At 62.5% G+C, this 24,849-nt stretch carries 21 protein-coding genes, 7 tRNA genes and 1 pseudogene; 4 read left to right on the forward strand and 25 right to left on the reverse strand.

The annotated features are described in order from the left end of the window. Window position 1: 1 nt before the first annotated feature. Window positions 2-724: an FHA domain-containing protein gene (locus ECTOBSL9_RS00920; RefSeq protein WP_063465930.1), complete on the forward strand. Its 723-nt coding sequence runs from the start codon at window positions 2-4 to the stop codon at window positions 722-724. A 15-nt stretch (window positions 725-739) separates the two neighbouring features. Beyond that, on the forward strand, window positions 740-1,453 hold the full coding sequence (locus tag ECTOBSL9_RS00925) for an FHA domain-containing protein (protein ID WP_063463487.1): 714 nt from the start codon (window positions 740-742) through the stop codon (window positions 1,451-1,453). Here the strand turns inward: ECTOBSL9_RS00925 and ECTOBSL9_RS00930 are convergent. The 4 genes and pseudogenes from ECTOBSL9_RS00930 to ECTOBSL9_RS00945 all read right to left on the reverse strand — a co-directional run bounded on the left by ECTOBSL9_RS00930 (window position 1,443) and on the right by ECTOBSL9_RS00945 (window position 7,547). After that, the gene (locus ECTOBSL9_RS00930; RefSeq protein ID WP_063463488.1) at window positions 1,443-3,098 is read right to left on the reverse strand and encodes an ABC transporter ATP-binding protein; all 1,656 of its coding nucleotides are present in this window, start codon (window positions 3,096-3,098) and stop codon (window positions 1,443-1,445) included. The two genes, ECTOBSL9_RS00925 and ECTOBSL9_RS00930, sit on opposite strands and share 11 nt — an antisense overlap. A gap of 2 nt (window positions 3,099-3,100) precedes the next feature. Continuing rightward, entirely contained in the window at window positions 3,101-4,294 is a 1,194-nt protein-coding gene (locus ECTOBSL9_RS00935; RefSeq protein WP_063463489.1) for an ABC transporter permease, read from the reverse strand. After that, window positions 4,287-5,669, reverse strand: coding sequence for an ABC transporter permease (locus ECTOBSL9_RS00940; protein WP_063463490.1), 1,383 nt, complete (start codon window positions 5,667-5,669; stop codon window positions 4,287-4,289). Before ECTOBSL9_RS00940 ends, ECTOBSL9_RS00935 begins: the two co-directional genes overlap by 8 nt. A 4-nt stretch (window positions 5,670-5,673) precedes the next feature. After that, a pseudogene (locus ECTOBSL9_RS00945) lies at window positions 5,674-7,547 on the reverse strand (peptide-binding protein). A gap of 149 nt (window positions 7,548-7,696) precedes the next feature. Here ECTOBSL9_RS00945 and fabI point away from each other — a divergent pair. Further along, window positions 7,697-8,485, forward strand: coding sequence for an enoyl-ACP reductase FabI (fabI, locus tag ECTOBSL9_RS00950; protein ID WP_063463491.1), 789 nt, complete (start codon window positions 7,697-7,699; stop codon window positions 8,483-8,485). A gap of 64 nt (window positions 8,486-8,549) precedes the next feature. On the opposite strand, the gene ECTOBSL9_RS00955 is transcribed toward fabI, so the two are convergent. The 18 genes from ECTOBSL9_RS00955 to ECTOBSL9_RS01040 form a co-directional block, all read right to left on the reverse strand. Further along, a complete protein-coding gene (locus tag ECTOBSL9_RS00955) occupies window positions 8,550-10,451 on the reverse strand; it encodes a SurA N-terminal domain-containing protein (protein ID WP_063463492.1) in 1,902 nt (633 codons plus the stop codon). Between the two features lie 143 nt (window positions 10,452-10,594). Continuing rightward, window positions 10,595-10,671: transfer RNA gene (locus ECTOBSL9_RS00960), tRNA-Asp, on the reverse strand. 33 nt (window positions 10,672-10,704) lie between these two features. Then, window positions 10,705-10,780: transfer RNA gene (locus ECTOBSL9_RS00965), tRNA-Val, on the reverse strand. Window positions 10,781-10,792: 12 nt separating this feature from the next. Beyond that, window positions 10,793-11,065, reverse strand: coding sequence for an HU family DNA-binding protein (locus tag ECTOBSL9_RS00970; RefSeq protein WP_025280902.1), 273 nt, complete (start codon window positions 11,063-11,065; stop codon window positions 10,793-10,795). Between the two features lie 339 nt (window positions 11,066-11,404). Continuing rightward, on the reverse strand, window positions 11,405-13,843 hold the full coding sequence (gene lon / locus ECTOBSL9_RS00975) for an endopeptidase La (protein WP_063463493.1): 2,439 nt from the start codon (window positions 13,841-13,843) through the stop codon (window positions 11,405-11,407). Between the two features lie 295 nt (window positions 13,844-14,138). After that, window positions 14,139-15,413 (reverse strand): ATP-dependent Clp protease ATP-binding subunit ClpX, encoded by a 1,275-nt coding sequence (gene clpX / locus ECTOBSL9_RS00980; RefSeq protein WP_063463494.1) that lies wholly within the window; start codon window positions 15,411-15,413, stop codon window positions 14,139-14,141. Between the two features lie 112 nt (window positions 15,414-15,525). Beyond that, on the reverse strand, window positions 15,526-16,173 hold the full coding sequence (gene clpP / locus ECTOBSL9_RS00985; RefSeq protein ID WP_063463495.1) for an ATP-dependent Clp endopeptidase proteolytic subunit ClpP: 648 nt from the start codon (window positions 16,171-16,173) through the stop codon (window positions 15,526-15,528). Beyond that, entirely contained in the window at window positions 16,173-17,483 is a 1,311-nt protein-coding gene (gene tig, locus ECTOBSL9_RS00990; RefSeq protein WP_063463496.1) for a trigger factor, read from the reverse strand. The genes clpP and tig overlap by 1 nt, the downstream gene beginning before the upstream one ends. Window positions 17,484-17,594: 111 nt before the next feature. Next, window positions 17,595-17,680, reverse strand: a tRNA-Leu gene (locus tag ECTOBSL9_RS00995). Between the two features lie 131 nt (window positions 17,681-17,811). Next, window positions 17,812-17,887, reverse strand: a tRNA-Lys gene (locus tag ECTOBSL9_RS01000). Between the two features lie 59 nt (window positions 17,888-17,946). Continuing rightward, window positions 17,947-18,022 (reverse strand) — tRNA-His (locus ECTOBSL9_RS01005). 37 nt (window positions 18,023-18,059) lie between these two features. Continuing rightward, window positions 18,060-18,136: transfer RNA gene (locus ECTOBSL9_RS01010), tRNA-Arg, on the reverse strand. A gap of 27 nt (window positions 18,137-18,163) precedes the next feature. Next, window positions 18,164-18,240 (reverse strand) — tRNA-Pro (locus ECTOBSL9_RS01015). Window positions 18,241-18,327: 87 nt separating this feature from the next. Beyond that, on the reverse strand, window positions 18,328-19,086 hold the full coding sequence (gene pssA, locus ECTOBSL9_RS01020; protein ID WP_063463497.1) for a CDP-diacylglycerol--serine O-phosphatidyltransferase: 759 nt from the start codon (window positions 19,084-19,086) through the stop codon (window positions 18,328-18,330). Then, window positions 19,083-19,712: a hypothetical protein gene (locus ECTOBSL9_RS01025; RefSeq protein ID WP_063465931.1), complete on the reverse strand. Its 630-nt coding sequence runs from the start codon at window positions 19,710-19,712 to the stop codon at window positions 19,083-19,085. Before ECTOBSL9_RS01025 ends, pssA begins: the two co-directional genes overlap by 4 nt. Window positions 19,713-19,760: 48 nt before the next feature. Beyond that, the gene (ilvC, locus tag ECTOBSL9_RS01030; RefSeq protein ID WP_063463498.1) at window positions 19,761-20,777 is read right to left on the reverse strand and encodes a ketol-acid reductoisomerase; all 1,017 of its coding nucleotides are present in this window, start codon (window positions 20,775-20,777) and stop codon (window positions 19,761-19,763) included. A 47-nt stretch (window positions 20,778-20,824) separates the two neighbouring features. Continuing rightward, on the reverse strand, window positions 20,825-21,319 hold the full coding sequence (ilvN, locus tag ECTOBSL9_RS01035) for an acetolactate synthase small subunit (RefSeq protein WP_063463499.1): 495 nt from the start codon (window positions 21,317-21,319) through the stop codon (window positions 20,825-20,827). Between the two features lie 2 nt (window positions 21,320-21,321). Then, a complete protein-coding gene (locus tag ECTOBSL9_RS01040; protein ID WP_063463500.1) occupies window positions 21,322-23,016 on the reverse strand; it encodes an acetolactate synthase 3 large subunit in 1,695 nt (564 codons plus the stop codon). A gap of 214 nt (window positions 23,017-23,230) precedes the next feature. Here ECTOBSL9_RS01040 and ECTOBSL9_RS01045 point away from each other — a divergent pair, with 214 nt between their 5' ends. Further along, entirely contained in the window at window positions 23,231-23,644 is a 414-nt protein-coding gene (locus ECTOBSL9_RS01045; RefSeq protein WP_063463501.1) for a YchJ family protein, read from the forward strand. Between the two features lie 60 nt (window positions 23,645-23,704). On the opposite strand, the gene ECTOBSL9_RS01050 is transcribed toward ECTOBSL9_RS01045, so the two are convergent. The 3 genes from ECTOBSL9_RS01050 to ECTOBSL9_RS01060 all read right to left on the reverse strand — a co-directional run bounded on the left by ECTOBSL9_RS01050 (window position 23,705) and on the right by ECTOBSL9_RS01060 (window position 24,625). Beyond that, window positions 23,705-23,962 carry a YgiT-type zinc finger protein gene (locus tag ECTOBSL9_RS01050; RefSeq protein ID WP_082829661.1) on the reverse strand — a complete coding sequence of 86 codons (258 nt, stop codon included), beginning with the start codon at window positions 23,960-23,962 and terminating at the stop codon, window positions 23,705-23,707. A 160-nt stretch (window positions 23,963-24,122) separates the two neighbouring features. Next, on the reverse strand, window positions 24,123-24,386 hold the full coding sequence (locus tag ECTOBSL9_RS01055) for a Txe/YoeB family addiction module toxin (protein WP_063463503.1): 264 nt from the start codon (window positions 24,384-24,386) through the stop codon (window positions 24,123-24,125). Further along, window positions 24,383-24,625, reverse strand: a complete 243-nt coding sequence (locus tag ECTOBSL9_RS01060; protein WP_063463504.1) for a type II toxin-antitoxin system Phd/YefM family antitoxin — start codon at window positions 24,623-24,625, stop codon at window positions 24,383-24,385. Before ECTOBSL9_RS01060 ends, ECTOBSL9_RS01055 begins: the two co-directional genes overlap by 4 nt. Window positions 24,626-24,849: the final 224 nt, after the last annotated feature.

A 24,849-nucleotide genomic window follows, 5' to 3' on the forward strand; every position in this document is an offset into this window, starting at 1 on the left:
CATGAAGTCACTTCCCCGATTGATCATCAACACCGGTGAAGCCCTTAGAGGCACAGTGGCCCTGGGTAGCAAGCCCATCACCATCGGCCGCCGCCCTGACAACGACATCCGCCTGGACAACCTGGCGGTCAGCGGCTACCACGCCCAGCTGATCCCCCTGCTCAACGACATCATCCTGGAAGACCTGCACAGCACCAACGGCACCCTGGTGAACGATCAGCCCATACGCAAGCGGGTCCTGCTCGAAGGTGACAGAATCGCCATCGGCAGCCACGAGTTGCTGTTCACCCGCATCCCGCCGGAGGACATGACAGAGGATCAGGACTCCGATCCGCCCGAGGAGACGCTGATCATCAGTACCCGCACCGGCAAGCATCCCTCAGACGGGACGAGTGCTGCCGCAACACGGGCAGCTGGACACATGCCCCTCACCCATGGCGCCTGTCTGCAGGTGCTCACTGGCGCCCAGGCCGGGCGGGAATGGCCGCTGACCAAGGCGCTGACCACCATCGGCAGCCCAGGAGTACAGGTGGCCGCCATCAGTCGTCGGGGCGATACCTTTCACATCAGCCGCGTGGAGGGTGGCAGCCACCCCAACCCCCCTCGCCTGAACGGTGAGGACCTGGGCACCCAGGCCCGGGCACTACAACACCAGGACGTGATCGAAATCGCCGGCGTGAGCATGGAATTCATCGACCGGTCCACGCTGAGCCAGCATCACTGACCGGAATCACCCACCATGGCACGCCTCCTGGCCTACAAGAACCGCCAGCCCCAAGGGGAGTTCCCCCTCTCAGAGGGGACGACCACCATCGGCCGCAAGCCCGACAACCTCATCCGCCTGCAGGACCGCTCTGTCAGCGGTCACCACGCCCGCCTGCGGCTGTATCGGGACGAGGTGATCCTGCAGGACCTGGACAGCACCAACGGCACCTACGTCAATCGCGAACGCATCCAGGAGAAGGGCCTCAAGGATGGGGACTTCATCCTCATCGGCAATTGGCGCCTGCGACTGCAACTGGAATCGCAGTCGGTCCCTGAGCCACCCCCCGTGGATATGCTACGCGTCGCCACACCCGGCATGCCGCCGGGGCCGGTCTGCGACGAGGTGGCCCGCCGCATTCAGGACATGCAGACACAAGTGAACGCGCGCGCCGCACCGGACCCGCAAGCCCCGCGACCCCACGCCCGCCTGCACATCGGCAGCGGCCGCAATCAGGGGCGTCACCTGGATCTGCTCTCCCCCCTGAACGCCCTGGGCGAGCCGGGCCGTCAGGTGGTGGTCATTGCCCTGGGAGAACCGGGCCAGGCCACCACCCTGACGAACCTGTTTTCGGAACTGGATCCACCCCAGGTGAACGAGGAGCCCCTGACCGAGGGGGACAGCCGCGCCCTGCATGACTGCGATGTGCTGGATGTGGCCGGGGTGCGCATGGTCGTGGTCATGGACTGATCCGGGGCACGGCTGCCAGGAGCTTGCGGGTGTATTCGTGCTGCGGCTGACGGCACACCTGCCGCGCTGGCCCGTATTCCACCACCCGCCCCTGGTACATCACCGCCATGGTGTCGGCCAGATACTCCACCACGCCAATGTTATGGGTGATGAACAACAGGGTGAGGCCCCTCTCCCGGGTGAGGGCCATGAGGATCTCCAGGATCTGTGCCTGCACCGACACATCCAGGGCACTGGTCACCTCGTCACAGACGATGAAGGCCGGATCCAGCACCAGGGCCCGGGCGATGCCGATGCGCTGACGCTGCCCGCCGGAGAATTCATGGGGATAACGCCACAGGGTGTCGGCGGGCAGTTGCACCTGCTCCAGCACCTGCGCCGCCCGCTCCAGACGATCCTCCTTATCGATACCGATCCCGTGCACCGCCATGGGCTCGATGAGCGTGGCCGCCACGGTAAGACGCGGATTCAGGGACGACATGGGGTCTTGGAAGATGATCTGCATGCGCCGCCGGTAAGGCTGCATGCGGCTCCGGGGCAACCGGGTGATGTCGTCGCCGCCAAAGTGGATGAATCCGCCGGTGGGCTCCACCAGGCGGAGGATGGCCCGACCCAGGGTGGTCTTGCCGCAACCGGACTCCCCCACCAGCGCCAGCACCTGTCCACGGGGGATCTCCAGGCTCACCCCATCCACGGCCCGCACGTGGTCCACCACCCGGCGCATCAGCCCCTTGCGCACCGGGAAATGGATCTGCAGATCATCCAGGCGAACCAGGGTGTCTCCGGCGGGGGCCGCATCAACCGCCTTGCCGGCCGCCTCCCGGCGCCGGGTGAGATTCTCCGGCAGGGCGTCGATGAGTTGACGGGTGTAGGGGTGCTCCGGGCGGTCCAGCACCTGGCGCACCGTACCCTCCTCCACCAGCTTGCCCAGACGCATCACCCCCAGGCGATGCCCCATCTTCGCCACCACCCCAAAATCGTGGGTGATGAACAGGATGGACATGCCATTGCGCTCCTGCAGCTCCCGCATGAGCCGCAGGATCTCCGCCTGCACAGTCACATCCAGGGCGGTGGTGGGCTCGTCGGCGATCAGCAGGTCCGGCTCGCAGGCCATGGCCATGGCGATCATCACCCGCTGGCGTTGCCCACCCGACAGACGGTGGGGGAACTCGTCCGCCCGCTCGGCGGGATTGGGGATCTGCACCTGGGCCAGGGCCTCCACGGCCCGCTCCCGGGCCTCGGCATCACCGAGGTGCGGCTGGTGCAGCTTGAGCACTTCGGTGATCTGGTCGCCCACGGAGAACACCGGGTTCAGGGAGGTCATGGGCTCCTGGAAGATCATGCTCATGCGCATGCCGCGGATCTGTCGGCGCCGGGCCTCATCCAGTTGCAGCATGTCCACCACCTGGCTGCGGCCCTGGGCATCCCGGGCCCGGAACAGGATCTGGCCGCCCGGATGACGGCTGATGTCCTGGGGCAGGAGCTGGATCACCGACAGGGCGGTCACCGACTTGCCGCTGCCCGACTCCCCCACCAGGCAGAAGGTCTCCCCCGGCTCAATACCAAAACTCACCCCATCCACGGCACGCACGGTCTCGCCGCCGGCCTGGAGATGGGTCTGCAGATCCTTGACTTCCAGCAGCACGGTCAGGCCTTCTTCTTCAGGTAGGGGTCCAGGGCATCACGCAGGGACTCGCCCACCAGGTTGTAGGCGAACACCGTCAGGAAGATGGCCCCGCCGGGGAAGGCGGCCATCCACCAGTTGAAAGAGGAGGATTGCACCGCCTGGTTGAGCATCTGCCCCCAGGAGGGATCATCCACCAGCCCCAGCCCCAGAAAGCTCAGGGTGGCCTCCGCCAGGATGGCCGAGGCCACCCCGAAGCTGGCGGCCACCAGGATCGGCGCCACGCCATTGGGCAGCATGTGCCGGAACAGCACCGAGCGCAGCGGCAACCCGCAGGCCACCGCGGCCTGCACATAGTCCTGCTCGCGCAGCTTGAGAAACTCGGCTCGCACGTAACGGGCATACCCCGACCAGGAGGTAATGCCGATGATGATCATCATCATGTAGAGGCTGCGCCCGAAGAAGGCCACGAAGGTGAGCAGCAGGAACAGGGTGGGGATGGCCTCGAAGATCTCCACGATGCGCATGCCGATGATGTCGACGATGCCCGAAAAATACCCCATCAGCCCGCCCACGATGATGCCGATGCCCAGGGCGATGCCGGTGGCGATGAAACCGATGCCCAGGGCGATGCGCGAGGCATGGATCATGCGTGAAAGCACATCGGCACCGTTTTCCTCGGTACCCAGCCAGTGGCGGCGCAACTCATCCGCCAGGGGGGATTCCAGGCCCGTATCGCCAAAGTCGCGCAGATAGTCCTTGGGGGAATACGGCACCGGCGCCCACATCACCCAGTCGTACTGACCCGCGGCCTCGGCCTCGCGATGCTGCTCGTAGATCACCAGTTCCGGCGGTGAGACGGTGAAGGCACTGATGCTGCCGCTGATCACCAGCATGGCCAGCACCGCCAGCAGTTTGTGCCAGAAGGGTCGGCGCAGGAAGGTCACCAGCACCCCCGTGAAGAACACCACCAGCAGGGTCACGTCAGCGGCGGTGAGATGTTCCAGCACCGGCGCCATCAGCCCGCCCTCCCCCCTGGCCAGCAGCGGATGGCTGGTGGCCAGGAAGGGGGCGAACACCGCCACCATCACCAGGATCAGGATCCAGGTGAGCCCGATGCGGGCGCCCCATCGCAGCAGCACCTCACGGGCCACCTGGGCGGCGTAGCTGCGGCGCTGGCGCGGTGGGGCAAGCGCTTCCTGGCTCGATTCAGTCATAACTCACCCGAGGATCGGCAATGGCGTAACACAGATCGGCAATCAGGTAGCCGGCCAGGGTGAGCATGCCGCTGATCAGGGTGACCGACAGCACCAGTTCCCGATCGCGGGTCTGCACCGCCTCCACGGCCAGCTTGCCCATGCCATCGATGGAGAAGATGGTCTCCACGATCACCGAACCGGCCAGCAGGCTGGGCAACAGGGTGGCCGAGACGGTGATCAGGGGCAGCAAGGAGTTGCGGAACACATGCCGCCAGAGCACATCCCGCTCGCTCACACCCTTGGCCCGGGCAGTACGTGCATAGTCCGAGAGCAGGTTCTCCAGCACCGCCGAACGGGTCAGCTTGGCCAGGAAGGCAAAGCCCCCATAGGCCAGGCAGAGCACCGGCAGAATCAGGTGCCAAAGACGATCAAACAGAAAACCGCGCACGAACTCCCCCTGGGCCAGCCCCGCCGCCAGGGCGATACCGATGGCCATGCCCACCAGTCCCAGCAGGCCCACGCGCAGGGCCACGAAGGCATTGCCCGCCGCCAGGGCCAGACTGCCCCCCACGGTGACCATCAGCAGCAGATGCAGCAGACCAAAGGCCTGGTCCGACACCTGAGCAGCCATCAGGAAACCCAGCGCGGCGCCGGTGGTACTGCCCACCAGCACCCGCCAGCGCTGCGCCGCGCGCAGGGCCAGCCAGACCATCAGTGCGGCCCCCAGACCCGCCAGCAGGAACAGCATCAGCAGATCCGTGGCCGTGCCCCAGTGGGGCAGGAAGGTCATGTCCAGGGCCTCGCGACGATTGATGCCCCCGGTGGGGAACCAGCGCCAGAACTGCTCCGAGGCGAAGAAGCCGATCAGGAGCACCCCGGCCAGCATGGTGGGTACGGACCACAGGCCCAGCAACACCACGCCCGAGCCGGTATCGAAGCTGCCCCCGCGCCGGGTGGCGGCCTGCACCCCCACGGCGATGGCAATGATGTAGATAATGGGAATCGACAACACATTCAGCAGCAGCGTGATGGGCAGGCGTTCCGCAATCAGGTCCCCCACCGGCCTCCCGTAGCGGAAACTGGTGCCCAGTTCAGAACCCTTCCAGAATGAAAAACCCTCGATGGCCCCATCCCGGTCGAAGGTGAACCCGGCCGGCGAGATGTTGTTCACCCAGCGCAGATACTGCACCGGCGGCGGCTGATCCAGGCCGTACATGCGGTTGTAGTAGTCCTCCATGGCCTGCTTGGCCTGGGGCTCCAGGTTCATGCCATCCACCAGGGACTGGGCACTGATGCCCCCGGGGGCTGCCGCCATGACCACGAACACGACGATGGTGATCCCGACCAGGGTCGGGATCATCAACAACAGGCGCCGAAGGATATACGTGAGCACGGGATCAGCGGGCGTGACGTTGTTGTTCGATGGGCACGTAGACCTCCAGCGGCACCGTGCCCAGGTTCAGCCCCAGGCGGGTGCGTTTGAGGTTTGCCAGGCGCTCGTCCACGAAGGCCAGGGTCTGGCGGCGCATCAGGAAGGTGTAGGGCTGATCCTCGTGCAGTACCCGCTGCACCTCATGCCAGATGGCCATGCGCTCATCCTCGTCTACCGTACCCCGGGCCTTTTCGATCAGGGCATCCAGCTCCGGGTTTTCATAGCTGATGAAGTTGTCCCCGCCCGAGACCGTCTGGCTGGAGTGGAACATCTGGTAAACATCGATCTCCACACCACTGGTCCAGCCCAGGGTGATGGCATCGAAATCCTTGCGGTTGAGCAGATCCAGCATCACCGACCACTCGGTGGGCCGGGGGCGCATGAGGATCCCCGCCCGGGCATACAGGTCCCGCAGGAACAGCACCATGCGCCGGGTGTCCTCGTTGTCCTGGAAGAACACCATGTCGAACTCAAAGCGCTTGCCATCGGGGCCCTGAAGGATACCGTCGCCGTTGCGGTCCTCGAAACCCGCCTCTTCAAGCAGCGCGCGGGCCTTGTCCACACTGAACTCGTAGGGTTCAAGGCTGCTGTCGTGCTGGGGACTGCGCGGATTGAAGGGACTGATGGCCACCTCCGCATAGCCCAGCATGATCTCGTCGATCACCCGCTCCATATCGGTGAGATGGGTCATGGCCTGGCGCACGCGCCGGTCCGCGAAGCGCGTGGGCTCGTCGTTGCGCTTCTGGTTCCAGCCGATATAGCTGTAGCCCCCGGTGGGGCTCATGTACTCGAAGTGCTGGGTGCGGGCCTGAAGTCTCTCATCGTCCAGCAACTGCCGGTACTCCCGGGGCCTGGCCGTATAGAGGTCGATGTCCTGGTTGCGGAAGGTGGTCAGCCGGGCACTGTCGTTCTCGATCACCCGCCACAGCAGACGGTTGAAAGGCGGGTCCACCGGCCCCCAGTACCGCGGATTGCGCTGCAGTTCCACCATCCCGGCATCCGGCGTCCAGCCCTTGGGATCGCTCAGACGATAGGGGCCCGAGCCCAGCAACAACCCCCGGGACTCATTGAAGCGACGCGGTTGCTCCAGGTAGGGCTCATAGAAATGCTGCGGCATCACCTGCATGGTGCCGGCCAGGGAGAGGCTGTTGAAATAGGGCTCGGAGAAGGTGAACGCCACCTCATGCTCCCCCAGGGCCTCCACCTTCTCCAGCTTTTCCAGATAGGCCCGGGCCCGGGGGCAGCGATGTCCTCGTTCATGATGAACTCGTAGGTGAAGACCACATCATCGGCGGTGAGGGGTTCGCCATCGGAGAACTCCAGGCCCTCGCGCAGCCGGAAGGTGATGGTGAGCCCGTCGTCGCTGAAGTCCCAGTCCCGGGCCAGCAGGCCCTGCCATTCCAGGGTGTCCGGGTCACGCACCAGCAGGGATTCGAGCACGTAGCTTTGCACCTCACTGGCATAGGCGTCGCTGGACACCAGCGGCGTCAGGGTGGACAGACCCGTGGGGAAGGCGCGCACCAGCCAGTCGCCAGCGGCAAAATCCGGCTGCTGGCTGGCCTCAAAGGCCCGGGCAAAGGCCTCGGGCACGCCATCGGGATCCGCGGGTTCGTGCCCTGCCCCAGGTGTGGCCACGCCTGCCCGCAGGCGCGCATCGAGCCCCTGCACCGCCCCGCGGATACGGCGCAGATCATCCCCCTGCTCCTGCAGGGTGCGCTGCATCTCCGCCATGCGGGACCACTGGCGATCCACCTGATACATGAGCAGGATCAGCAGCAGCCCCAGACCCAGCAGCAGGCCCAGCATCACGAAGTCTTTAGAGGTGTAGCGTTTTTCCATGGGAACAGATCCATGACGGCTTGAAGGCCAAGTCTCCGGGTTCGGCGAGGGCGTGACAAGGGGTGGGGCGCGCGTCCCGCACCGTTAGTAGTATCATGTCCGCCGAATCATCTTGATACCACTGAAACAGACAGACAGGAGATCACAGCATGGGTTTCATGACCGGCAAGCGGGTGCTCATCACGGGCGTGGCCAGCAACCGCTCCATCGCTTACGGCATTGCCAAGGCCATGGCGCGTGAAGGCGCGGAACTGGCCTTCACCTACCAGGGCGATCGCCTGAAGGATCGGGTGGTCAAGCTCGCCGGGGAATGCGGTTCCAGCATCGTGCTGCCCTGCGATGTGTCCAGCGACGAACAGATCAACGCGGTTTTCGAGCAACTGGGTCAGCACTGGGATGGGCTGGAGGGTCTGGTACATGCGATCGCCTTCGCCCCCAAGGAGGCCCTGGAGGGTGATTTCCTGGATGGCATGTCCCGGGAGGCCTTCAACACCGCCCATGACATCAGCAGCTACAGCCTGGCGGCCCTGGCCAAGGCGGCCCGCCCCATGATGAAGGGCCGCGATGCCGCCATCCTCACCCTGTCCTACCTGGGCGCCGTGCGTTCCATGCCCAACTACAACCTCATGGGCCTGGCCAAGGCCAGCCTGGAGGCCAACGTGCGTTTCCTGGCTTATACCATGGGCCCGGAGGGCGTGCGCGTGAACGGCATCTCCGCCGGCCCCATCCGCACCCTGGCCGCCGCCGGTATCGGCGACTTCCGCAAGATTCTGGATCACGTGGAGAACAATGCCCCGTTGCGGCGCAACGTGACCATCGAACAGGTGGGCAATGCCGCCGCCTTCCTGTGCTCGGACCTGGCATCGGGCATCACGGGTGAGATCACCTACGTGGATTCCGGCTACAGCACCCTGGGGCTGGGGCCGGCGGAGGTCTGAAGGGCTTAGTGTGCTCCCCCCTTCTCCCCCTTGGGGGAGAAGGACCGGGATGAGGGGCCTGGGATCAGAGGTTGTCCCGGTGGATCTTGATATCCGCCTGCGCCTGCAGGGACTCCAGCACCGCCTCGAAGTCCAGTGCACCATACAAGCCACGCAGATGACTGCGGGCACTGCTCAGTTCACGCTGATCCGGTTCCACATTCTGCACCGACTGCAAGGTCAGCAGCGCGTAGTCCCCATCTTCCAGGCTCACACCACCCGCCGTCTGCTGCCCTTCCTCGGGAGCCGGCAGCCCAAAGGCCGTGCGCAGAATCTCGTTGGGCACGCGGGCATCCTCGCGGGTCACCGTACGGCCCTCCTCCAGTTCACCCGGCAGGCCCTGGATCACCTTTGACAGGGCCTCGCCTTCGCGCAGGGCCTGCAGCAGCGCTTCCCCGGCCTCTCGTGCCAGTCGGGCGGATTCCTCGGCGCGAATCAACTCGCGGATCCTATCCTCCACCTCTTCCACCGGACGGGGCGTGGACGGCTCGTGCTCCTTGACGCGGATCACCAGGGCACGGCCATCGGCCAACTCCAGCAGATCGCTGTTGCGCTCCTCCTGAAGCACCTGCGTACTGAAGGCCGCCTGACGCACGGCGTCCTGCTCACCGATGCCCTCGCCTTCCTCGCGGGTCAGCCAGTCGGTTTCACGGATCTCCAGACCCGTGGCATCTGCCACAGCCGCCAGGCTGCGGGGATTTTCATAGGCCTGGGTGATCATCTGCTCGATGAGTTCGATCTGCCTGGATTCCACCTGACGGGCTCGGACCTCCTGCTCCACCTCGTCACGCACGGCCTCGAAGGGCTCCGATTCAGCCGGCTGGATCTCGATCAGGCGCAGGATATGAAAGCCTTCATTGGTCCGCACCGGCTGGCTGATCTCTCCCTCGTCCATGGTGAACAGAACACCATCCAGGGCCGATCCCAGATCCCCCCGCTGCAGATAACCCAGGTCGCCACCATCACCGGCGCTGAAATCGTCCTCGGAGACCTCCCGGGCCACCGACTCGAAATCATCCCCCTCATCAATACGGGCACGCAACTCCCGGGCCTGGGTGCGCAATGCCTCTACCTGGGCATCATCCGCATCCCGGGGCACCCGCACCAGGATGTGCGCCGCACGGCGCTCCTCCGGCGAGGTGAAACGATCCAGTTCCTGACGATAATGTCGCCGCAACTCCGATTCGGACACACTCAACTCGGTTTCCAGGCGATCCAGATCCAGTTCCACATAACTCAGCCGCACCCGCTCCGGCGTGCGGAAGCGCTCTTCATTCTGGGCGTAATAGGCCTGCACCTGCTCGTCATCGATATTCACATCCCGGGCATATTCCTCTGCCGGGATGACGAAATAACTCAGGGTGCGCTCCTGGTTGCTCAGCCGCAGGTACTCTCGCACCTCGGCGTCGGTGACCAGAGCCGAGTTGCGAACCCCCGCCTCGAACTGCTCCAGGCGCAGGCCCTGAGCCACATCGGCCTCGAAGGCGCCGCGGCTGATACGTTGAGCTTCCAGCAGCCGGTTGTAGCGCTCAGGATCGAAGACACCGTTCTGGTGGAAGACCTCAATGCCGGACAACTCCCTGGCCACCGCCTGCTGGCTGATGGTGAAACCACGCTCGCTCACCATCTGCCTGACCAACTCACGCCGGATCACGGATTGCAGGGCGTGCTCCCGCAGGGCCTGTTCGTCCACGACACCGTCCGGCAGGCGTCCGCCAAAGAACTGCGCCATCTGGTCGCGCTGACGCTGCACCTCCCGCTGGAACTCCCGGGTGGTGATCTCGGTGCCATTGACCTCGGCCGCCACCAGGCGGGCGCCGCCACCGAAATACTCGTGAACCCCCCAAAGAGCAAACGGGATGGTGATCATGATGATGATGGCGTAGGCAAACCAGCCAGACGCCTTGTCGCGAATTTTCAGAAGCATGGGGTATCAGCTATCTAACAGCGGAAAGTGGAGCCCATGATACCCAAAAGCGCATCGGGTTTCGCGGGGGACACAAGCAGATCAGAAGGGAGGGAGCAGAAAGCAAAAAAGGGTGCCCTGAGGCACCCTTTTTTGCTTGAAGATGGCGGAGCGGACGGGACTCGAACCCGCGACCCCCGGCGTGACAGGCCGGTATTCTAACCAACTGAACTACCGCTCCAGATTGTGACTATCTTACCAGATTTTAACACCTTGGTGGGTGCTGAGGGGATCGAACCCCCGACATTCGCCTTGTAAGGGCGACGCTCTACCAGCTGAGCTAAGCACCCGATGAAAGCGCGCTAGTTTACAGCATCTTTCAGTGCTTTACCAGCCTTAAAACTCGGAACTTTCGAGGCAGGGATCTGAATGGTGTCGCCGGTGCGCGGATTGCGACCACTGCGGGCATCGCGCTCACGGACCAGGAAGGTCCCGAAACCGACGATCGTCACCTGATCACCTTGGCGAAGTGTATCAGAAATCACATCAACAATGGAATCCACCGCACGCGCGGCTGCAGCCTTGGGGAGGTCGGCGGAGCTGGCGACGGCGTCAATGAGTTCGGATTTATTCATTCAGTTGTACCTTCAGTTAGGCAATAGCGTGGACGGAGCGCGTGGCGTCTCGCCGAGTCAAGGGAAATAGCCAGCCTGAGCGCCTGAAACAAACGGGCGGCACGGACTCGGTTCGTCAGAGGTTCTAGGGATTTATTGTTATGGGCGCTTGGACAAGAACGCGGACTTTATACCAAGCGCATTTCAAAGCTGTCAACAACGCACCTGGCCCGCAAAGCCCCGCGCAGCGCCGTTTGCGGCCATTATCAACAACCTGCGCGCACACCCTCGGGCTGTCCTTGCGGACGCGTCCGAGGGTGTGCGCGCAGGCAACTCCCGACAAAAGGCCTGAGTCAGGCGTTAGTGATGCGGCACGCGGCCTGTGGATCCCTTACCGGCGGGCTTGCCTGCCACCTCCGGTTTCTCCGGCGCCTCTTCCTCGGCGCCAGCCGGGCGCTCCTTGAGCGCGATGGCCAGTACCTCGTCAATCCAGCGCACCGGGCGGATATCCAGACGGCTCTTGATGTTCTTGGGGATGTCCGCCAGATCCTTCTCGTTCTCATGAGGAATCAGCACCGTCTCGATACCGCCCCGGTGGGCCGCCAGCAGCTTCTCCTTGAGGCCGCCGATGGGCAGCACCTCGCCCCGCAGGGTGATCTCCCCGGTCATGGCCACATCGGAGCGCACCGGAATCCCCGTGAGCGACGAGACGATGGCTGTACACATGCCAATACCGGCGCTGGGGCCATCCTTGGGCGTAGCACCCTCGGGCACGTGGATGTGGATGTCCTTCTTCTCGTGGAAGTCCTCGGCGATACCCAGGGTCTGGCAACGACTGCGCACCACGGTCATGGCTGCCTGGATGGACTCCTGCATCACGTCTCCGAGTTTGCCGGTATGGATGCACTTGCCCTTGCCGGGAACCACGGCCGCTTCGATGGTGAGCAATTCGCCACCCACCTCGGTCCAGGCCAGACCGGTCACCTGCCCCACCTGATCGTGCTCCTCGGCCACGCCGTAGCGGAAACGCCGCACCCCCAGGTACTTGTCCAGGTTCTTGGGCGAGACCACCGTCTTGCGGTCCGAGGCCTTGATCAGATGGGTCTTCACCACCTTGCGGCAAATCTTGGAGATCTCCCGCTCCAGGTTACGCACGCCCGACTCCCGGGTGTAGTACCGCACGATGTCGCGGATGGCGGCCTCACTGATGGTCAACTCGTCCTCCTTGAGGCCGTTGTTCTTCACCTGCTTGGGCACCAGGTAGTTCTGGGCGATATTCGTCTTCTCATCCTCCGTATAGCCGGGCAGACGGATCACCTCCATGCGGTCCAGCAACGGGCCGGGGATATTCATGCTGTTGGCCGTGGCCACGAACATGGTGTCCGACAGATCGAAGTCCACCTCCAGGTAATGATCCGCAAAGGTGCTGTTCTGCTCGGGGTCCAGCACTTCCAGCAGGGCCGAAGCCGGGTCGCCCCGGAAATCCATGGCCATCTTGTCGATCTCATCCAGCAGGAACAGCGGATTGCGCGTACCTGCCTTCGCCAGGTTCTGCACGATCTTGCCCGGCAGGGCACCGATATAAGTGCGCCGGTGACCGCGGATCTCGGCCTCGTCGCGCACCCCGCCCAGGGACATGCGGGTGAACTTGCGATTGGTGGCCCGGGCGATGGAGCGCCCCAGGGAGGTCTTGCCTACCCCCGGCGGGCCCACCAGGCACAGGATGGGGCCCTTGAGCTTGCGCACACGCTGCTGCACGGCCAGGTACTCGAGGATGCGCTCCTTCACCTTCTCCAGACCGTAGTGGTCCTCGTCCAGAACCCGCTGGGCCTCCTCGATGTCGTTGCGCACCTTGGTGCGCTTCTTCCACGGCACGTTGGCCAGCCACTCCACGTAGTTGCGCACCACCGTGGCCTCGGCCGACATGGGTGACATCATCTTGAGCTTGTTGAGTTCGTTCTGGGCCTTCTGCTTGGCCTCCTTGGGCATGCCGGCCTTTTCCACCCGGCGCTGCAGTTCCTCGAACTCGTTGGGGGCATCTTCCAGGTCGCCCAGCTCCTTCTGGATGGCCTTCATCTGCTCATTGAGATAGTACTCCCGCTGGCTCTTCTCCATCTGCTGCTTCACGCGGCCGCGGATGCGTTTCTCGATCTGCAGGATGTCGATCTCCCCTTCGATCAGGGACATCAGATGCTCGAGGCGAGTGCGCACGTCATCCACCTCGAGGATCTTCTGCTTCTCCTCGATCTTCAGGGACATGTGCGCGGCGATGGTGTCAGCCAGGCGCGCAGCGTCCTCGATGCCCGCCAGGGAGGTGAGGATCTCGGGTGGGATCTTCTTGTTGAGCTTCACATACTGATCGAAGAGATTGAGCACCGAGCGCGTGAGCACTTCCATCTCCCGCTCGTCGACGCTGGTCTCCTGAGGGATCATGGAAATCTGCGCAGAGAAATGCTCCTCGCCATCGGTGAGTTCCATCACCCGCGCCCGCTCTGAGCCCTCCACCAGGACCTTGATGGTCCCATCGGGCAGCTTGAGCAGTTGCAGGATGGTGGACAGGGTACCCACCCGGTGAATCTCTTTCGCCGAGGGCTCGTCCACCTCGGCGCTCTTCTGGGCTACCAGAAGGATCTGCTTGTTGTTTTCCATGGCGGTGTCCAGCGCACGAATGGACTTCTCGCGACCTACGAAGAGCGGGATCACCATATGGGGATAGACCACCACATCCCGCAGCGGCAGGACGGGCACCGTCTGGATGGGCTCGTTGGTGGCTGCTTGGGTCTTCTGTTCGTTATCCATGGTGCTTGGGTCTCGTCTGGATTCGGTATGGGCCCCCGCCGATCCACGGCGCGCGGGGGTGGCACGCGCCAATACCTTATTTGATGGGTATGTTAACGGCGAATTCAAGGACCAAAGGAAAAAAAGCCGGAAATTCCAGCCTGGGAGGGTCAAAACGAGGGAAAAGGGGGTGAATTTTTGAGGGGAAGGGTACGGCTGCCCAGTAAGGGGGGACAGATAACCAACAATAGGGGACAGATTTCAATCTGTCCCCTATTGTTGGTTATCTGTCCCCACACGCCGCCAAAGGCAGCGGTCAGTCCGACGCGGCCTTCTGGTAGTCGGAGTTCTCGTAGATCAGGTAGGGCTTGGCGTCCCCCATGATCACTGCATCATCGATGACCACCTTGGAGACATTCTCCGTGGAGGGGATCTCGTACATGCTGTCCAGGAGTACCTGCTCCAGAATGGTCCGCAGGCCGCGGGCGCCCGTCTTGCGCTCCATGGCCTTTTTGGCCACGGCACGCAGGGCATCCTCGCGGAACTCGATCTCCACCCCTTCCATCTCGAACAGCTTGCGATACTGCTTGGTCAGGGCGTTCTTGGGCTCGGTGAGGATCCGGATCAGGGCATCTGAATCCAGCTCCTCCAGCGTGGCCACCAAAGGCAGCCGACCCACGAACTCGGGGATCAGACCGAACTTGACCAGATCCTCCGGCTCCACGCCAAACAGCACCTGGGAACTGGAACGGGATTCGTCCTTGGCCTTCACCTCGGCAGAGAAGCCGATACCACCCTTCTCGGTGCGGTCCCGAATGACCTTTTCCAGGCCGGAGAATGCCCCGCCCACGATGAACAGGATGTTGCGCGTGTCCACCTGCAGGAATTCCTGCTGCGGATGCTTGCGGCCACCTTGGGGCGGCACCGAAGCCACGGTGCCCTCGATCAGCTTCAGGAGTGCCTGCTGCACCCCTTCGCCGGATACATCACGGGTGATGGAGGGGTTGTCGGACTTGCGGGAGATCTTGTCGATCTCATCGATGTAGACGATACCCGTCTGGGCCTTCTCCACATCGTAATCGCATTTTTGCAGCAGCTTCTGGATGATGTTCTCCACATCCTCGCCCACGTACCCCGCCTCGGTGAGGGTGGTGGCATCGGCGATGGTGAAGGGAACATTCAGCAGGCGGGCCAGGGTCTCGGCCAGCAGCGTCTTGCCCGAACCGGTGGGGCCAACGAGCAGGATGTTACTCTTGGCCAGCTCCACGTCGTCCTTGCCGCTCTTGGCTTCCAGACGCTTGTAATGGTTGTACACGGCCACGGAGAGGATCTTCTTGGCCCGCTCCTGACCAATCACGTATTCGTCGAGGATCTGGTTGATCTCGAGGGGCGTGGGAAGTTTGCTGCCTGACGCAGCTGCCTGCTCCTGCATCTCCTCACGGATGATGTCGTTGCACAGTTCCACGCATTCGTCGCAGATGAACACGGACGGACCCGCGATCAGCTTCCGCACCTCATGCTGGCTCTTGCCGCAGAAGGAGCAATAAAGCAGTTTCCCGCTGTCCGAATCCTTGCCTTTGTTGTCGCTCATCGCCGACCTCAATTCGTACCGTTCGGTTACACCTTGCCCCTTTTAACAGCAGGATGCAAGCCGCACGCGGGCAGGGTTATTGGTTGCCGGGGCGCGCCCCGGCAACCGGCTGTCAGGACTTGGCGGGCGGCGTGCGGACGTCGAGCACCTTGTCCACGATGCCGTACTCCCGGCTCTCCGGGCCACTCAGGAAACGGTCCCGCTCGGTATCGTCGGCGATACGCTCGATGGACTGCCCCGTGTGGTGGGCCAGGATGCCATTGAGCTGATCCCGAACCTTGAGGATTTCCCGGGCATGGATATCGATGTCCGTGGCCTGCCCCTGGAAACCACCCAGAGGCTGGTGGATCATCACCCGCGAATGGGGCAGGCAGTAACGCTTGCCCTTGGCACCACCGGCCAACAGGACGGCACCCATGCTGGCAGCCTGGCCGATGCACAGGGTGCTCACGTCAGGCTTGATGAACTGCATGGTGTCGTAGATGGCCAGGCCAGCGGTGACCACGCCGCCCGGGGAATTAATGTAAAGGCTGATGTCCTTGTCGGGATTCTCCGACTCAAGGAACAGCATCTGGGCCACAATCACGTTGGCCATGTAGTCTTCCACCGGACCCACGGCGAAGATCACCCGCTCCTTGAGCAGGCGTGAGTAGATATCGTAAGCGCGTTCGCCCCGGGCGGTCTGTTCGACCACCATGGGCACCAGGTTCAGGGCCCGGGTATCCTGGGCCCCACCACTTGTCAAACCGTCATCTTGCATCAGGCCTGATTCTCCTGGGAAGGATTCATGAGGGCGTCGAAACTCATGGGTTCGTCGCTGACCTCGCACTGGGACAGCACCCATTCGACCACCTGCTGCTCAAGCACCATGGCTTCCAATCCGCTCATGGCCTGCTTGTTACTACGATAGTAGCTGATCACTTGCTGCGGATCTTCATAACCGGCGGCCATGGCCTCCAGCTCGGCGGTGACCTTGTCCTGGTCCACCTTGATATCGTGCTGACGAACGATCTCGCGGATCACCAGTCCCAGGCCAACGCGGCGCTCGGCATCTGCCTTGAACTGCTCGTCGGGCAGCTGCGGGGCACCTTCCTGATTCATGCCGTAGCGGGCCTGAGTCTGCTCGCGCAGGCGGTTGATCTCTTCCTGCACGATGGCGGAAGGCAGATCCACGGAGTTGCGCTCCAGCAAGGCGTCCATGACCTGGTCCTTGACCCGGGCCTTGACGGCCTGGCCCATCTCACGGGACATATTGCTCTTCACTTCCTCGCGCAGCTTCTCGATGCCGCCCTCTTCCACACCGAAGGCCTTGGCAAATTCTTCGTTCAGCTCCGGCAGGGAGGCCTCCTGGACCTTCTTCACGGTGAGCGCAAACTCGGCCGTGCGCCCTGCCAGGTGTTCGGCCGGGTAATCCTCGGGGAAGTTCACCTCGATGGTCTTTTCCTCACCAGGGGTCACGCCAGGCAGCTGGTCTTCAAAGTCTTTGATCATGCGACCCTGGCCCAGTTCAATCGGCACATCCTCGGCCTCGCCACCTTCAAAGGCCTCGCCGTCCAGCGTGCCCTTGAAGTCCACGACCACCTGATCACCCTCGGCAGCGGGGCGTTCCACATCCACCCACTCGCGGCGCTGCTTGCGCAGGGACTCGATCACCTTGTCCACGTCCGCCTCGGCAATCTCCACCTGAGGACGCTTGATCTGGGCGCCGGACATGTCGGCAGGCTGCACCTCGGGGAACACCTCGAAGGTGGCCACGTATTCCAGCGGCTGACCCGCCTCCATGGACTGGGGCTCAATGTCGGGGGTGCCGGCGGGAATGATGCTCTCCTGGGCCAGCGCCTCCTGATAGGAGGACTGCAGGATCTCGCCCAGAACTTCCTGATAGACACCTTCGCCGTAGCGCTTCTGCACGACCTTGAGGGGCACCTTGCCGGGACGGAAACCATCGATGCGCACGCGCTTGACCAGCGACTTGAGGCGACGATCCACCTCTTCCTGAATGCGCTCGGCAGGCACCTGCACCGTCATCCGCCGCTCCAGGTTGCTCAGGGACTCCACTGATACTTGCATGGAATGAAAACCTCTTCGCCTCTAAATTTTCGAATCTTGAGTCGTGGCAAACCCGGCGTCCATCGGGGCGCCTTGCAGCCACTGCGGGCTCGACTTGCCAAACGCGTAAAATGGTGCGAAAGGAGAGACTCGAACTCTCACGGGTTTTCCCCACTGGAACCTAAATCCAGCGCGTCTACCAGTTCCGCCACTTTCGCATGCATCCATTACCAACCGTGCAAACCGGGGATTATACAAGCACGCCACACGCACTATAACCCATTGCGCCGCCTGTGCCGCAGATACGAAAAGGCCCGGCATGCGCCGGGCCTTTTCGAAACACGCAAAATGGTGGGCCGTGAAGGACTTGAACCTTCAACCAATGGATTAAGAGTCCACTGCTCTACCAATTGAGCTAACGGCCCGTCTGACTGGTACCCGTTTCCGGGTTACTGCCAGGGTCGCCAGATACCCTGTCAGAAGATGGGGTGGCCGACGGGGCTCGAACCCGCGACAACCGGAATCACAATCCGGGACTCTACCATCTGAGCTACGGCCACCATCATTTCTCAACACTGCCACCGGTCACCCGGCAAATGGCGCGCCCGGCAGGACTCGAACCTGCAACCCTCGGCTTAGAAGGCCGATGCTCTATCCAGTTGAGCTACGGGCGCGGAGTCCACGCATCCTCCGGGTCTTTATGGTCGGGGTAGAGGGATTCGAACCCCCGACATCCTGCTCCCAAAGCAGGCGCGCTACCAGACTGCGCTATACCCCGGATATCCCAACCTCGCAAACAGCCAAGGCGACGCGGAAGCCGTGGATATTAAACCCATATTTCCACCGCGTCAATGCGCGAACCGGGTCAATCCCCTCCGGCACGCAGCATGCGCTTGCGCCGCCAGCGCAACAACGCCAGGCCCGGGCCGGACAGGGCATAGATCAGGAACCCGGTCCACAGCACCTTGGGTGGATCCAGGGCCGTGAGCATCACCGCGAACAGCATCCCCAGCACCACGAAAAAGGGCACGCGATGGCGAAAATCCATGTCCTTGAAACTGAAGTAGGTGAGATTGCTCACCATGGCCGCACCACTGAGCACGGTGAGCAGCAAGGCGAGCAGCACCAGGTCCTGACCCGCAAAGCCCAGCTCATTCCACACCCACACCATCCCCATGAGCACGGCGGCCGCCGACGGGCTCGGCAAACCCTGGAAAAAGCGCTTATCGGAACTGCCCGCCTTCACGTTGAACCGGGCCAGACGCAGGGCGGTGGCAGCGGCATAGAAAAAGGCCACCACCCAGCCCAGTTGCCCCAGCCCCGACAGGGCCCACAAATAGATGATGATGGCTGGCGCCACACCAAAGGAGACCATGTCCGCCAGGGAGTCGTACTCGGCCCCGAAGGCGGTCTGGGTCTGGGTCATGCGGGCCACGCGCCCATCCACGCCATCCAGGATCATGGCCACGAAGATCGCCACCGCCGCAGCAGTGAACTGCCCCTCAAAGGCGGCAATAATGCCGTAAAAGCCGGCAAACAGCGCCCCCGTGGTGAACAGGTTGGGCAGCAGGTAGATACCGCGCCGCCGCTCCCGGGGGGGGGTTGTCTCAGCCTCGTCGTTCACGACTCGGCATCCTGCTTTTTATGGACCAGCGTGGCCATCACATCCGTCGCCGCACGCAAGCGCTGGCCCGGTTGCACCTCGGCACGAGACGTGGGCGGCAGGTAAACCTGCACCAACCGTCCAAACCCCAGAAAGCCGCAACGACGACTCTGGCCCAGGCGATCGCCGCTACCGGCCATGCAATTGAACACATGCGGCCAGGAACGGCACTGCATGGCCACCACCACATCATCCCCCTCGTCGGTCTTCAACCAGACAGCCAGATGCCCACTGGCATCCACGGCATTGTCGGTCTTGCGACGGAAGAATTGCTGCACCCGGCACTCCACCGGGCTGTACATATTGAACTCCCCCCACCCGTTCTGGCGCAGGGTAATACACAACGCCGGGCGCTCCAGAAACGGGTCGTGGCACTCGTCCACGGCCGTCACACGGGCATCCAGCGGACTGAAAACGGCCAGCGGGCGGGAAGGTGTATCCCGCCCCCGGTTGCGAAACACAAAAAAGCCGCCCAGCAGCAACAGCCACGTGGGGGCGGCCCATACGCCCAAAAACAAATGCGCCACGGCCACCAACACGGCCAGCAGCGCAAGATAGGCACGTCCTTCCGGAGCAATGGGTAACATGATCATCCCGGCCCCGGGCACGCGGCGCGCACCCGGGGCGTTGAGGCTTTAGTTCTTGGACTTATCGACGATCTTGTTGTCCTTGATCCAGGGCATCATGTCCCGCAGGCGGCTGCCCACCACTTCCAGGTCGTGCTCACGGGCCAGACGACGGCTGGCCTTGAGGCGCGGCGCACCGGCCGTGTTCTCCAGGATGAACTCACGGGCAAACTCGCCGGTCTGGATCTCGCGCAGGATCTTGCGCATCTCTTCCTTGGTCTGCTCGTTCACCACGCGCGGGCCACGGGTGATGTCACCGTATTCGGCGGTGTTGGAGATGGAGTAGCGCATGTCGGCCACGCCACCTTCGTACATCAGGTCAACGATCAGCTTCAGCTCGTGCAGGCATTCGAAATAGGCCATCTCCGGCGGATAACCGGCTTCCACCAGGGTTTCAAAACCAGCCTGCACCAGGGCGGAGGCACCGCCACAGAGCACGGCCTGCTCACCGAACAGGTCGGTTTCGGTCTCGTCCTTGAAGGTGGTCTCGATCACGCCGGCACGACCGCCACCATTGGCGGAGGCATAGGACAGGGCGATGTCACGACCGCGACCGGAGGCATCCTGGTAAACGGCGATCAGGCTGGGCACACCGCCACCCTGGGTGTAGGTGGAGCGCACCAGGTGACCGGGGCCCTTGGGGGCGATCATCAGCACGTCCAGATCGGCACGGGGCTGGATCTGCTCGAAATGCACGTTGAAGCCGTGGGCAAAGGCCAGGGCACCGCCCTCCTTCAGGTTGGGCTCGATCTGCTGAACATACAGGCTGGCCTGGTGTTCATCGGGAGCCAGCACCATGACCAGATCGGCACCCTTCACGGCCACTTCAATGTTCTTCACATTCAGGCCAGCGTCCTCGGCCTTCTTGGCAGAGGACGAACCCGGGCGCAAGCCCACGGTCACGTCGACGCCGGAATCCTTCAGGTTGTTGGCATGGGCATGGCCCTGGGAGCCATAACCAATGATGGCCACCTTCATCCCCTGGATGATGGAAAGATCGGCGTCTTTGTCGTAATAGACCTGCATTTGGTAAATCCCCGGAAAATGGAAGTTGGGTTAGAGGGAAAGAGCAATCAGAGTTTAAGAGCCACGTCGCCACGGGCAATGCCCATGACGCCGGAGCGCACCACCTCGATCACCTCGAAGTGGCACATGGATTCCACGAAGGCGTCCAGTTTGTCACTGTCGCCGGTGAGTTCCACCACGTAGGTGGCAGCGCTCACGTCGATGATGTGACCGCGGAAGATCTCGGCCAGGCGCATCACCTCGGCCCGCTGATCGGCATCCTGCACCTTGAGCTTGATGAGCATCATCTCCCGCTCGATGTGCCGGTGCTCGGTCAGATCCAGCAGCTTGACCACGTCCACCAGCTTGTTGAGCTGCTTGGTGATCTGCTCGATCACCTGATCCGACCCCCGGGTCACCAGGGTCAGCCGGGACAGGGTGGGATCTTCGGTGGGCGCAACGGTCAGCGACTCGATATTGTAGCCACGGGCCGAGAACAGACCAGCCACCCGGGAGAGGGCGCCGGACTCGTTTTCCATCAGGATTGAAATAATATGTCGCATGATTACAGGAGGATCATTTCGTTCTGGCCCGCACCGGCCGGGATCATGGGGTAGACGTTCTCACTCTGGTCAGTGATGAAGTCCATGAAGACCAGACGATCCTTCATGTCCAGGGCCTCCTTGAGCGCCCCTTCCACGTCGCCCGGCGACTCAATGCGCATGCCCACGTGCCCGTAGGCCTCGGCCAGCTGCACGAAGTCCGGCAGGGCATCCATGTAGGACATGGCATAGCGCCCCTGATAGAAGAACTCCTGCCACTGGCGCACCATACCCATGTAGCGGTTGTTCAGGGCCACCACCTTGATGGGCAGATGATACTGCAGGGCCGTGGACAACTCCTGAATGCACATCTGAATACTGGCCTCGCCGGTCACGCAGACCACGGTCTCGTCCCGGTGGGCCAGCTGGGTGCCGATGGCCGCCGGCAGGCCGAAGCCCATGGTGCCAAGCCCGCCGGAGTTGATCCAGCGATTGGGCTTGTCAAAGCCATAAAACTGGGCCGTCCACATCTGATGCTGCCCTACATCGGAGGTGACGAAGGCATCCCCCTTGGTCAGGCGATGCAGGGTCTCCAGCACGTACTGGGGCTTGATCAGCTCGCTCTCGCGGTCATATTTCAGGCAGTCCATGGAGCGCCATTCGTCGATCTGCTTCCACCAGTTCTCCAGCGGCTCGGGATCAGGGCGGCGCTCCCCGGCCTTGATCTCCTTGATCATGGCCTTGAGCACGCTGTCCACCTGACCCACGATAGGCACATCCACCTTCACGTTCTTGGAGATGGAGGCCGGATCCACGTCCACATGGACGATGCGGGCGTTGGGGCAGAACTTCTCGATATTGCCTGTCACCCGGTCATCAAAGCGGGCACCAATGGCAATCAGCACGTCCGCGTGATGCATGGCCATATTGGCCTCGTAGGTGCCGTGCATCCCCAGCATGCCCATGAACTGCTTGTCTGACGAGGGGTAGGCGCCCAGACCCATCAGGGTGTTGGTGATGGGGTAATTCAGCAGACGGGTGAGTTCGGTCAGGGCCTTGGAGGCGTTGCTCAGGATCACCCCGCCGCCGCTATAGATCACCGGCTGACGGGCCGAGAGCATCAGGTCCACCGCGCGACGAATCTGACCCGGGTGCCCCTTCACCGTGGGGTTGTAGGAGCGCATCTTGATGGAGCGCGGGTAATGGAACTCGCACTTGTCGGCGGTGATGTCCTTGGGGATGTCCACGACCACCGGCCCCGGGCGCCCGGTGGTGGCCACGTAGAAGGCCTTCTTGATGGTGGTGGCCAGGTCCTTCACGTCCTTGACCAGGAAGTTGTGCTTCACGCATGGGCGGGTGATGCCCACGGTATCCACTTCCTGGAAGGCATCGTTGCCGATCAGGCTGGTGGGCACCTGGCCACTGAAGACCACCAGGGGCACGGAGTCCATATAGGCATCGGCAATACCGGTGACCGCATTGGTGGCCCCGGGACCGGAGGTCACCAGCACCGCGCCGGGCCGGCCGGTGGACTTGGCATAGCCCTCGGCGGCGTGCACGGCGGCCTGTTCGTGGCGCACCAGGATGTGCTCCACCTTATCCTGGCGGTACAGGGCATCATAGATGTGCAGTACCGAACCGCCGGGATAACCGAACAACGTGTCGACATTTTCTTCCTGCAGACATCGGACAAATATCTCGGCGCCGGTCAATTCCACGGTCTTGGTCTCCTGCTGCGCACTGTGCGGGCCTGGTCTTGGGATCGCCCCCGGGCGCGTGATGACCGCGCCGCACGGAAACGATGGGGAAAAGGTTCGATCATAATATGATCCAGTGGAAATTTCACCTGCCGGAAAGGTACCGGACGTTCCCCACGACAGCCAGGCTGACGAATCCACCGCCGCCACAGCGCCATTGTAAGGAGAACCCGACATGCCAAAACGCAAGCACCCACCACGGCCTGACAACGCACCCTGCCCCTGCGGCTCCGGGCTCAACCGTGAACGCTGTTGCGGCCCGTTTCTGGACGGCACCGCCCTCCCCCAAACGGCCGAAGCCCTGATGCGCTCCCGGTACACCGCCTTCGTGGAGGGGCATACCGACTATCTTCTGGACACCTGGCTGCCCAGGACCCGCCCTCCCCTGCTGGAACTGCAGGCAAACCAGCAATGGTTGGGGTTGAGCATCCGCGCCACGTCAGGCGGCGAAGTGGCGGATGAGCACGGCGAGGTGGAATTCGTGGCCCGCTCCCGCATCGCCGGCCGGGGCGTACGCCTGCATGAACGCAGCCGTTTCCTGCGTGTTGATGAGCGGTGGTATTACGTGGATGGGGATTTCCCGGGGTGAATGCTGGGCCACTCATGGTGTTATTCACCTGAAGCCGTGCATGACTTGCTTACGATCCGTTCACCTTTTGCCACCAAAATTGTAGTACTGGAACTGTGGCATGAAGACCTCTCTACGGTTCGCAAGCTTTTCGCCGCAGTAAGGGCAGTATGCTACCTGAATCTGAACAGTCTCAATTGCCTGCCCCTCGTACTCAAGGTAATGGTCGGCTTCAAGATCTTCCTCTGTCGCCACCCTGTTCAGGTTTAGATACACATCGGAACCATCTTCTTCAAACCATATCTCCGCGAGTGAACAGGAAAGGCAGTTGTGTATCACTTATGGCACCTCGTTGAGTGTTCATAACGCACGCAGCATGAGCGGCTTTGGACTGAAAATGAGGATGCAATGTAAACGCCGTCGCACAGCCGGCGATGGTTATGTGCCATGCGCGACATTCGGGAACCCCTCGGGATGCTTAATAGCGGCTGGTTATGCATTATTCGTAGTGGCTCCAGAGCCTGAGCACCTTCACCACTCGCTCGTCCTCGAGCACTTGATAGACCAGACGATGCTGAATATTGATGCGACGCGAATAGGCCCCTGCAAGATCACCAACGAGCTTCTCAAACGGCGGCGGCTTACGGTAGGGATCTTCTGCAATGAGCGCCAACAATTCCTGAGCTTTCGGCTTGAGAGTGCTGGCCGTCAGCTTCCTTGCATCTCTTTGGGCTTGCTTGGTGTAAACCAACTTCCATGTCACCAGTCCAGCTCCTCATGGCACTCATCCACAGAGGTTTCCATACCCTCACGAATAGACTCTCGCATACCTGGAACCGAGAGCAGATAGAGTGTTTCCTGAATTGCCGACCAGTCCTCCTCAGATACCAGAACCGCTGTGTTCCGCTTACCCGTGATCACGATAGGTTGGTGGGATTCAGCCGTTTCGTCAATCAACCGATAAAGGTTGCTGCGCGCCTCAGTTGCTGTGATTCCGGCCATGAGCCATCTGCCTCGTGTTTAACCTCATAAGAAAGTGTACGCCCTTGAGTACGTACGTCAAGACGAACGCCCCACATAACGCCGGGTTCAAGCGGCCGGGTTAAGAACCGTGCGTGCGACTTTCACCGCACACGGCTCAAGCCTTGGTAAGGCGCCGTGAAGCACCCGGCAGCACATTGGGCACACACTTCGACCTCATACGCATCGCCATCCTTAAACAAAAA

The sequence above is a fragment of the Ectothiorhodospira sp. BSL-9 genome (assembly GCF_001632845.1).
GTDB lineage: Bacteria > Pseudomonadota > Gammaproteobacteria > Ectothiorhodospirales > Ectothiorhodospiraceae > Ectothiorhodospira.

Excerpts from the sequence above, each read along its gene's own strand:
- ECTOBSL9_RS00920 (WP_063465930.1), top strand. The coding sequence starts at position 2 with ATGAAGTCACTTCCCCGATTGATCATCAACACCGGTGAAGCCCTTAGA.
- ECTOBSL9_RS00925 (WP_063463487.1), top strand. The coding sequence starts at position 740 with ATGGCACGCCTCCTGGCCTACAAGAACCGCCAGCCCCAAGGGGAGTTC.
- ECTOBSL9_RS00935 (WP_063463489.1), bottom strand. The coding sequence starts at position 4,294 with ATGACTGAATCGAGCCAGGAAGCGCTTGCCCCACCGCGCCAGCGCCGC.
- fabI (WP_063463491.1), top strand. The coding sequence starts at position 7,697 with ATGGGTTTCATGACCGGCAAGCGGGTGCTCATCACGGGCGTGGCCAGC.
- ECTOBSL9_RS00955 (WP_063463492.1), bottom strand. The coding sequence starts at position 10,451 with ATGCTTCTGAAAATTCGCGACAAGGCGTCTGGCTGGTTTGCCTACGCC.
- ECTOBSL9_RS00970 (WP_025280902.1), bottom strand. The coding sequence starts at position 11,065 with ATGAATAAATCCGAACTCATTGACGCCGTCGCCAGCTCCGCCGACCTC.
- lon (WP_063463493.1), bottom strand. The coding sequence starts at position 13,843 with ATGGATAACGAACAGAAGACCCAAGCAGCCACCAACGAGCCCATCCAG.
- clpX (WP_063463494.1), bottom strand. The coding sequence starts at position 15,413 with ATGAGCGACAACAAAGGCAAGGATTCGGACAGCGGGAAACTGCTTTAT.
- clpP (WP_063463495.1), bottom strand. The coding sequence starts at position 16,173 with ATGCAAGATGACGGTTTGACAAGTGGTGGGGCCCAGGATACCCGGGCC.
- tig (WP_063463496.1), bottom strand. The coding sequence starts at position 17,483 with ATGCAAGTATCAGTGGAGTCCCTGAGCAACCTGGAGCGGCGGATGACG.
- ECTOBSL9_RS01025 (WP_063465931.1), bottom strand. The coding sequence starts at position 19,712 with ATGTTACCCATTGCTCCGGAAGGACGTGCCTATCTTGCGCTGCTGGCC.
- ilvC (WP_063463498.1), bottom strand. The coding sequence starts at position 20,777 with ATGCAGGTCTATTACGACAAAGACGCCGATCTTTCCATCATCCAGGGG.
- ilvN (WP_063463499.1), bottom strand. The coding sequence starts at position 21,319 with ATGCGACATATTATTTCAATCCTGATGGAAAACGAGTCCGGCGCCCTC.
- ECTOBSL9_RS01045 (WP_063463501.1), top strand. The coding sequence starts at position 23,231 with ATGCCAAAACGCAAGCACCCACCACGGCCTGACAACGCACCCTGCCCC.
- ECTOBSL9_RS01060 (WP_063463504.1), bottom strand. The coding sequence starts at position 24,625 with ATGGCCGGAATCACAGCAACTGAGGCGCGCAGCAACCTTTATCGGTTG.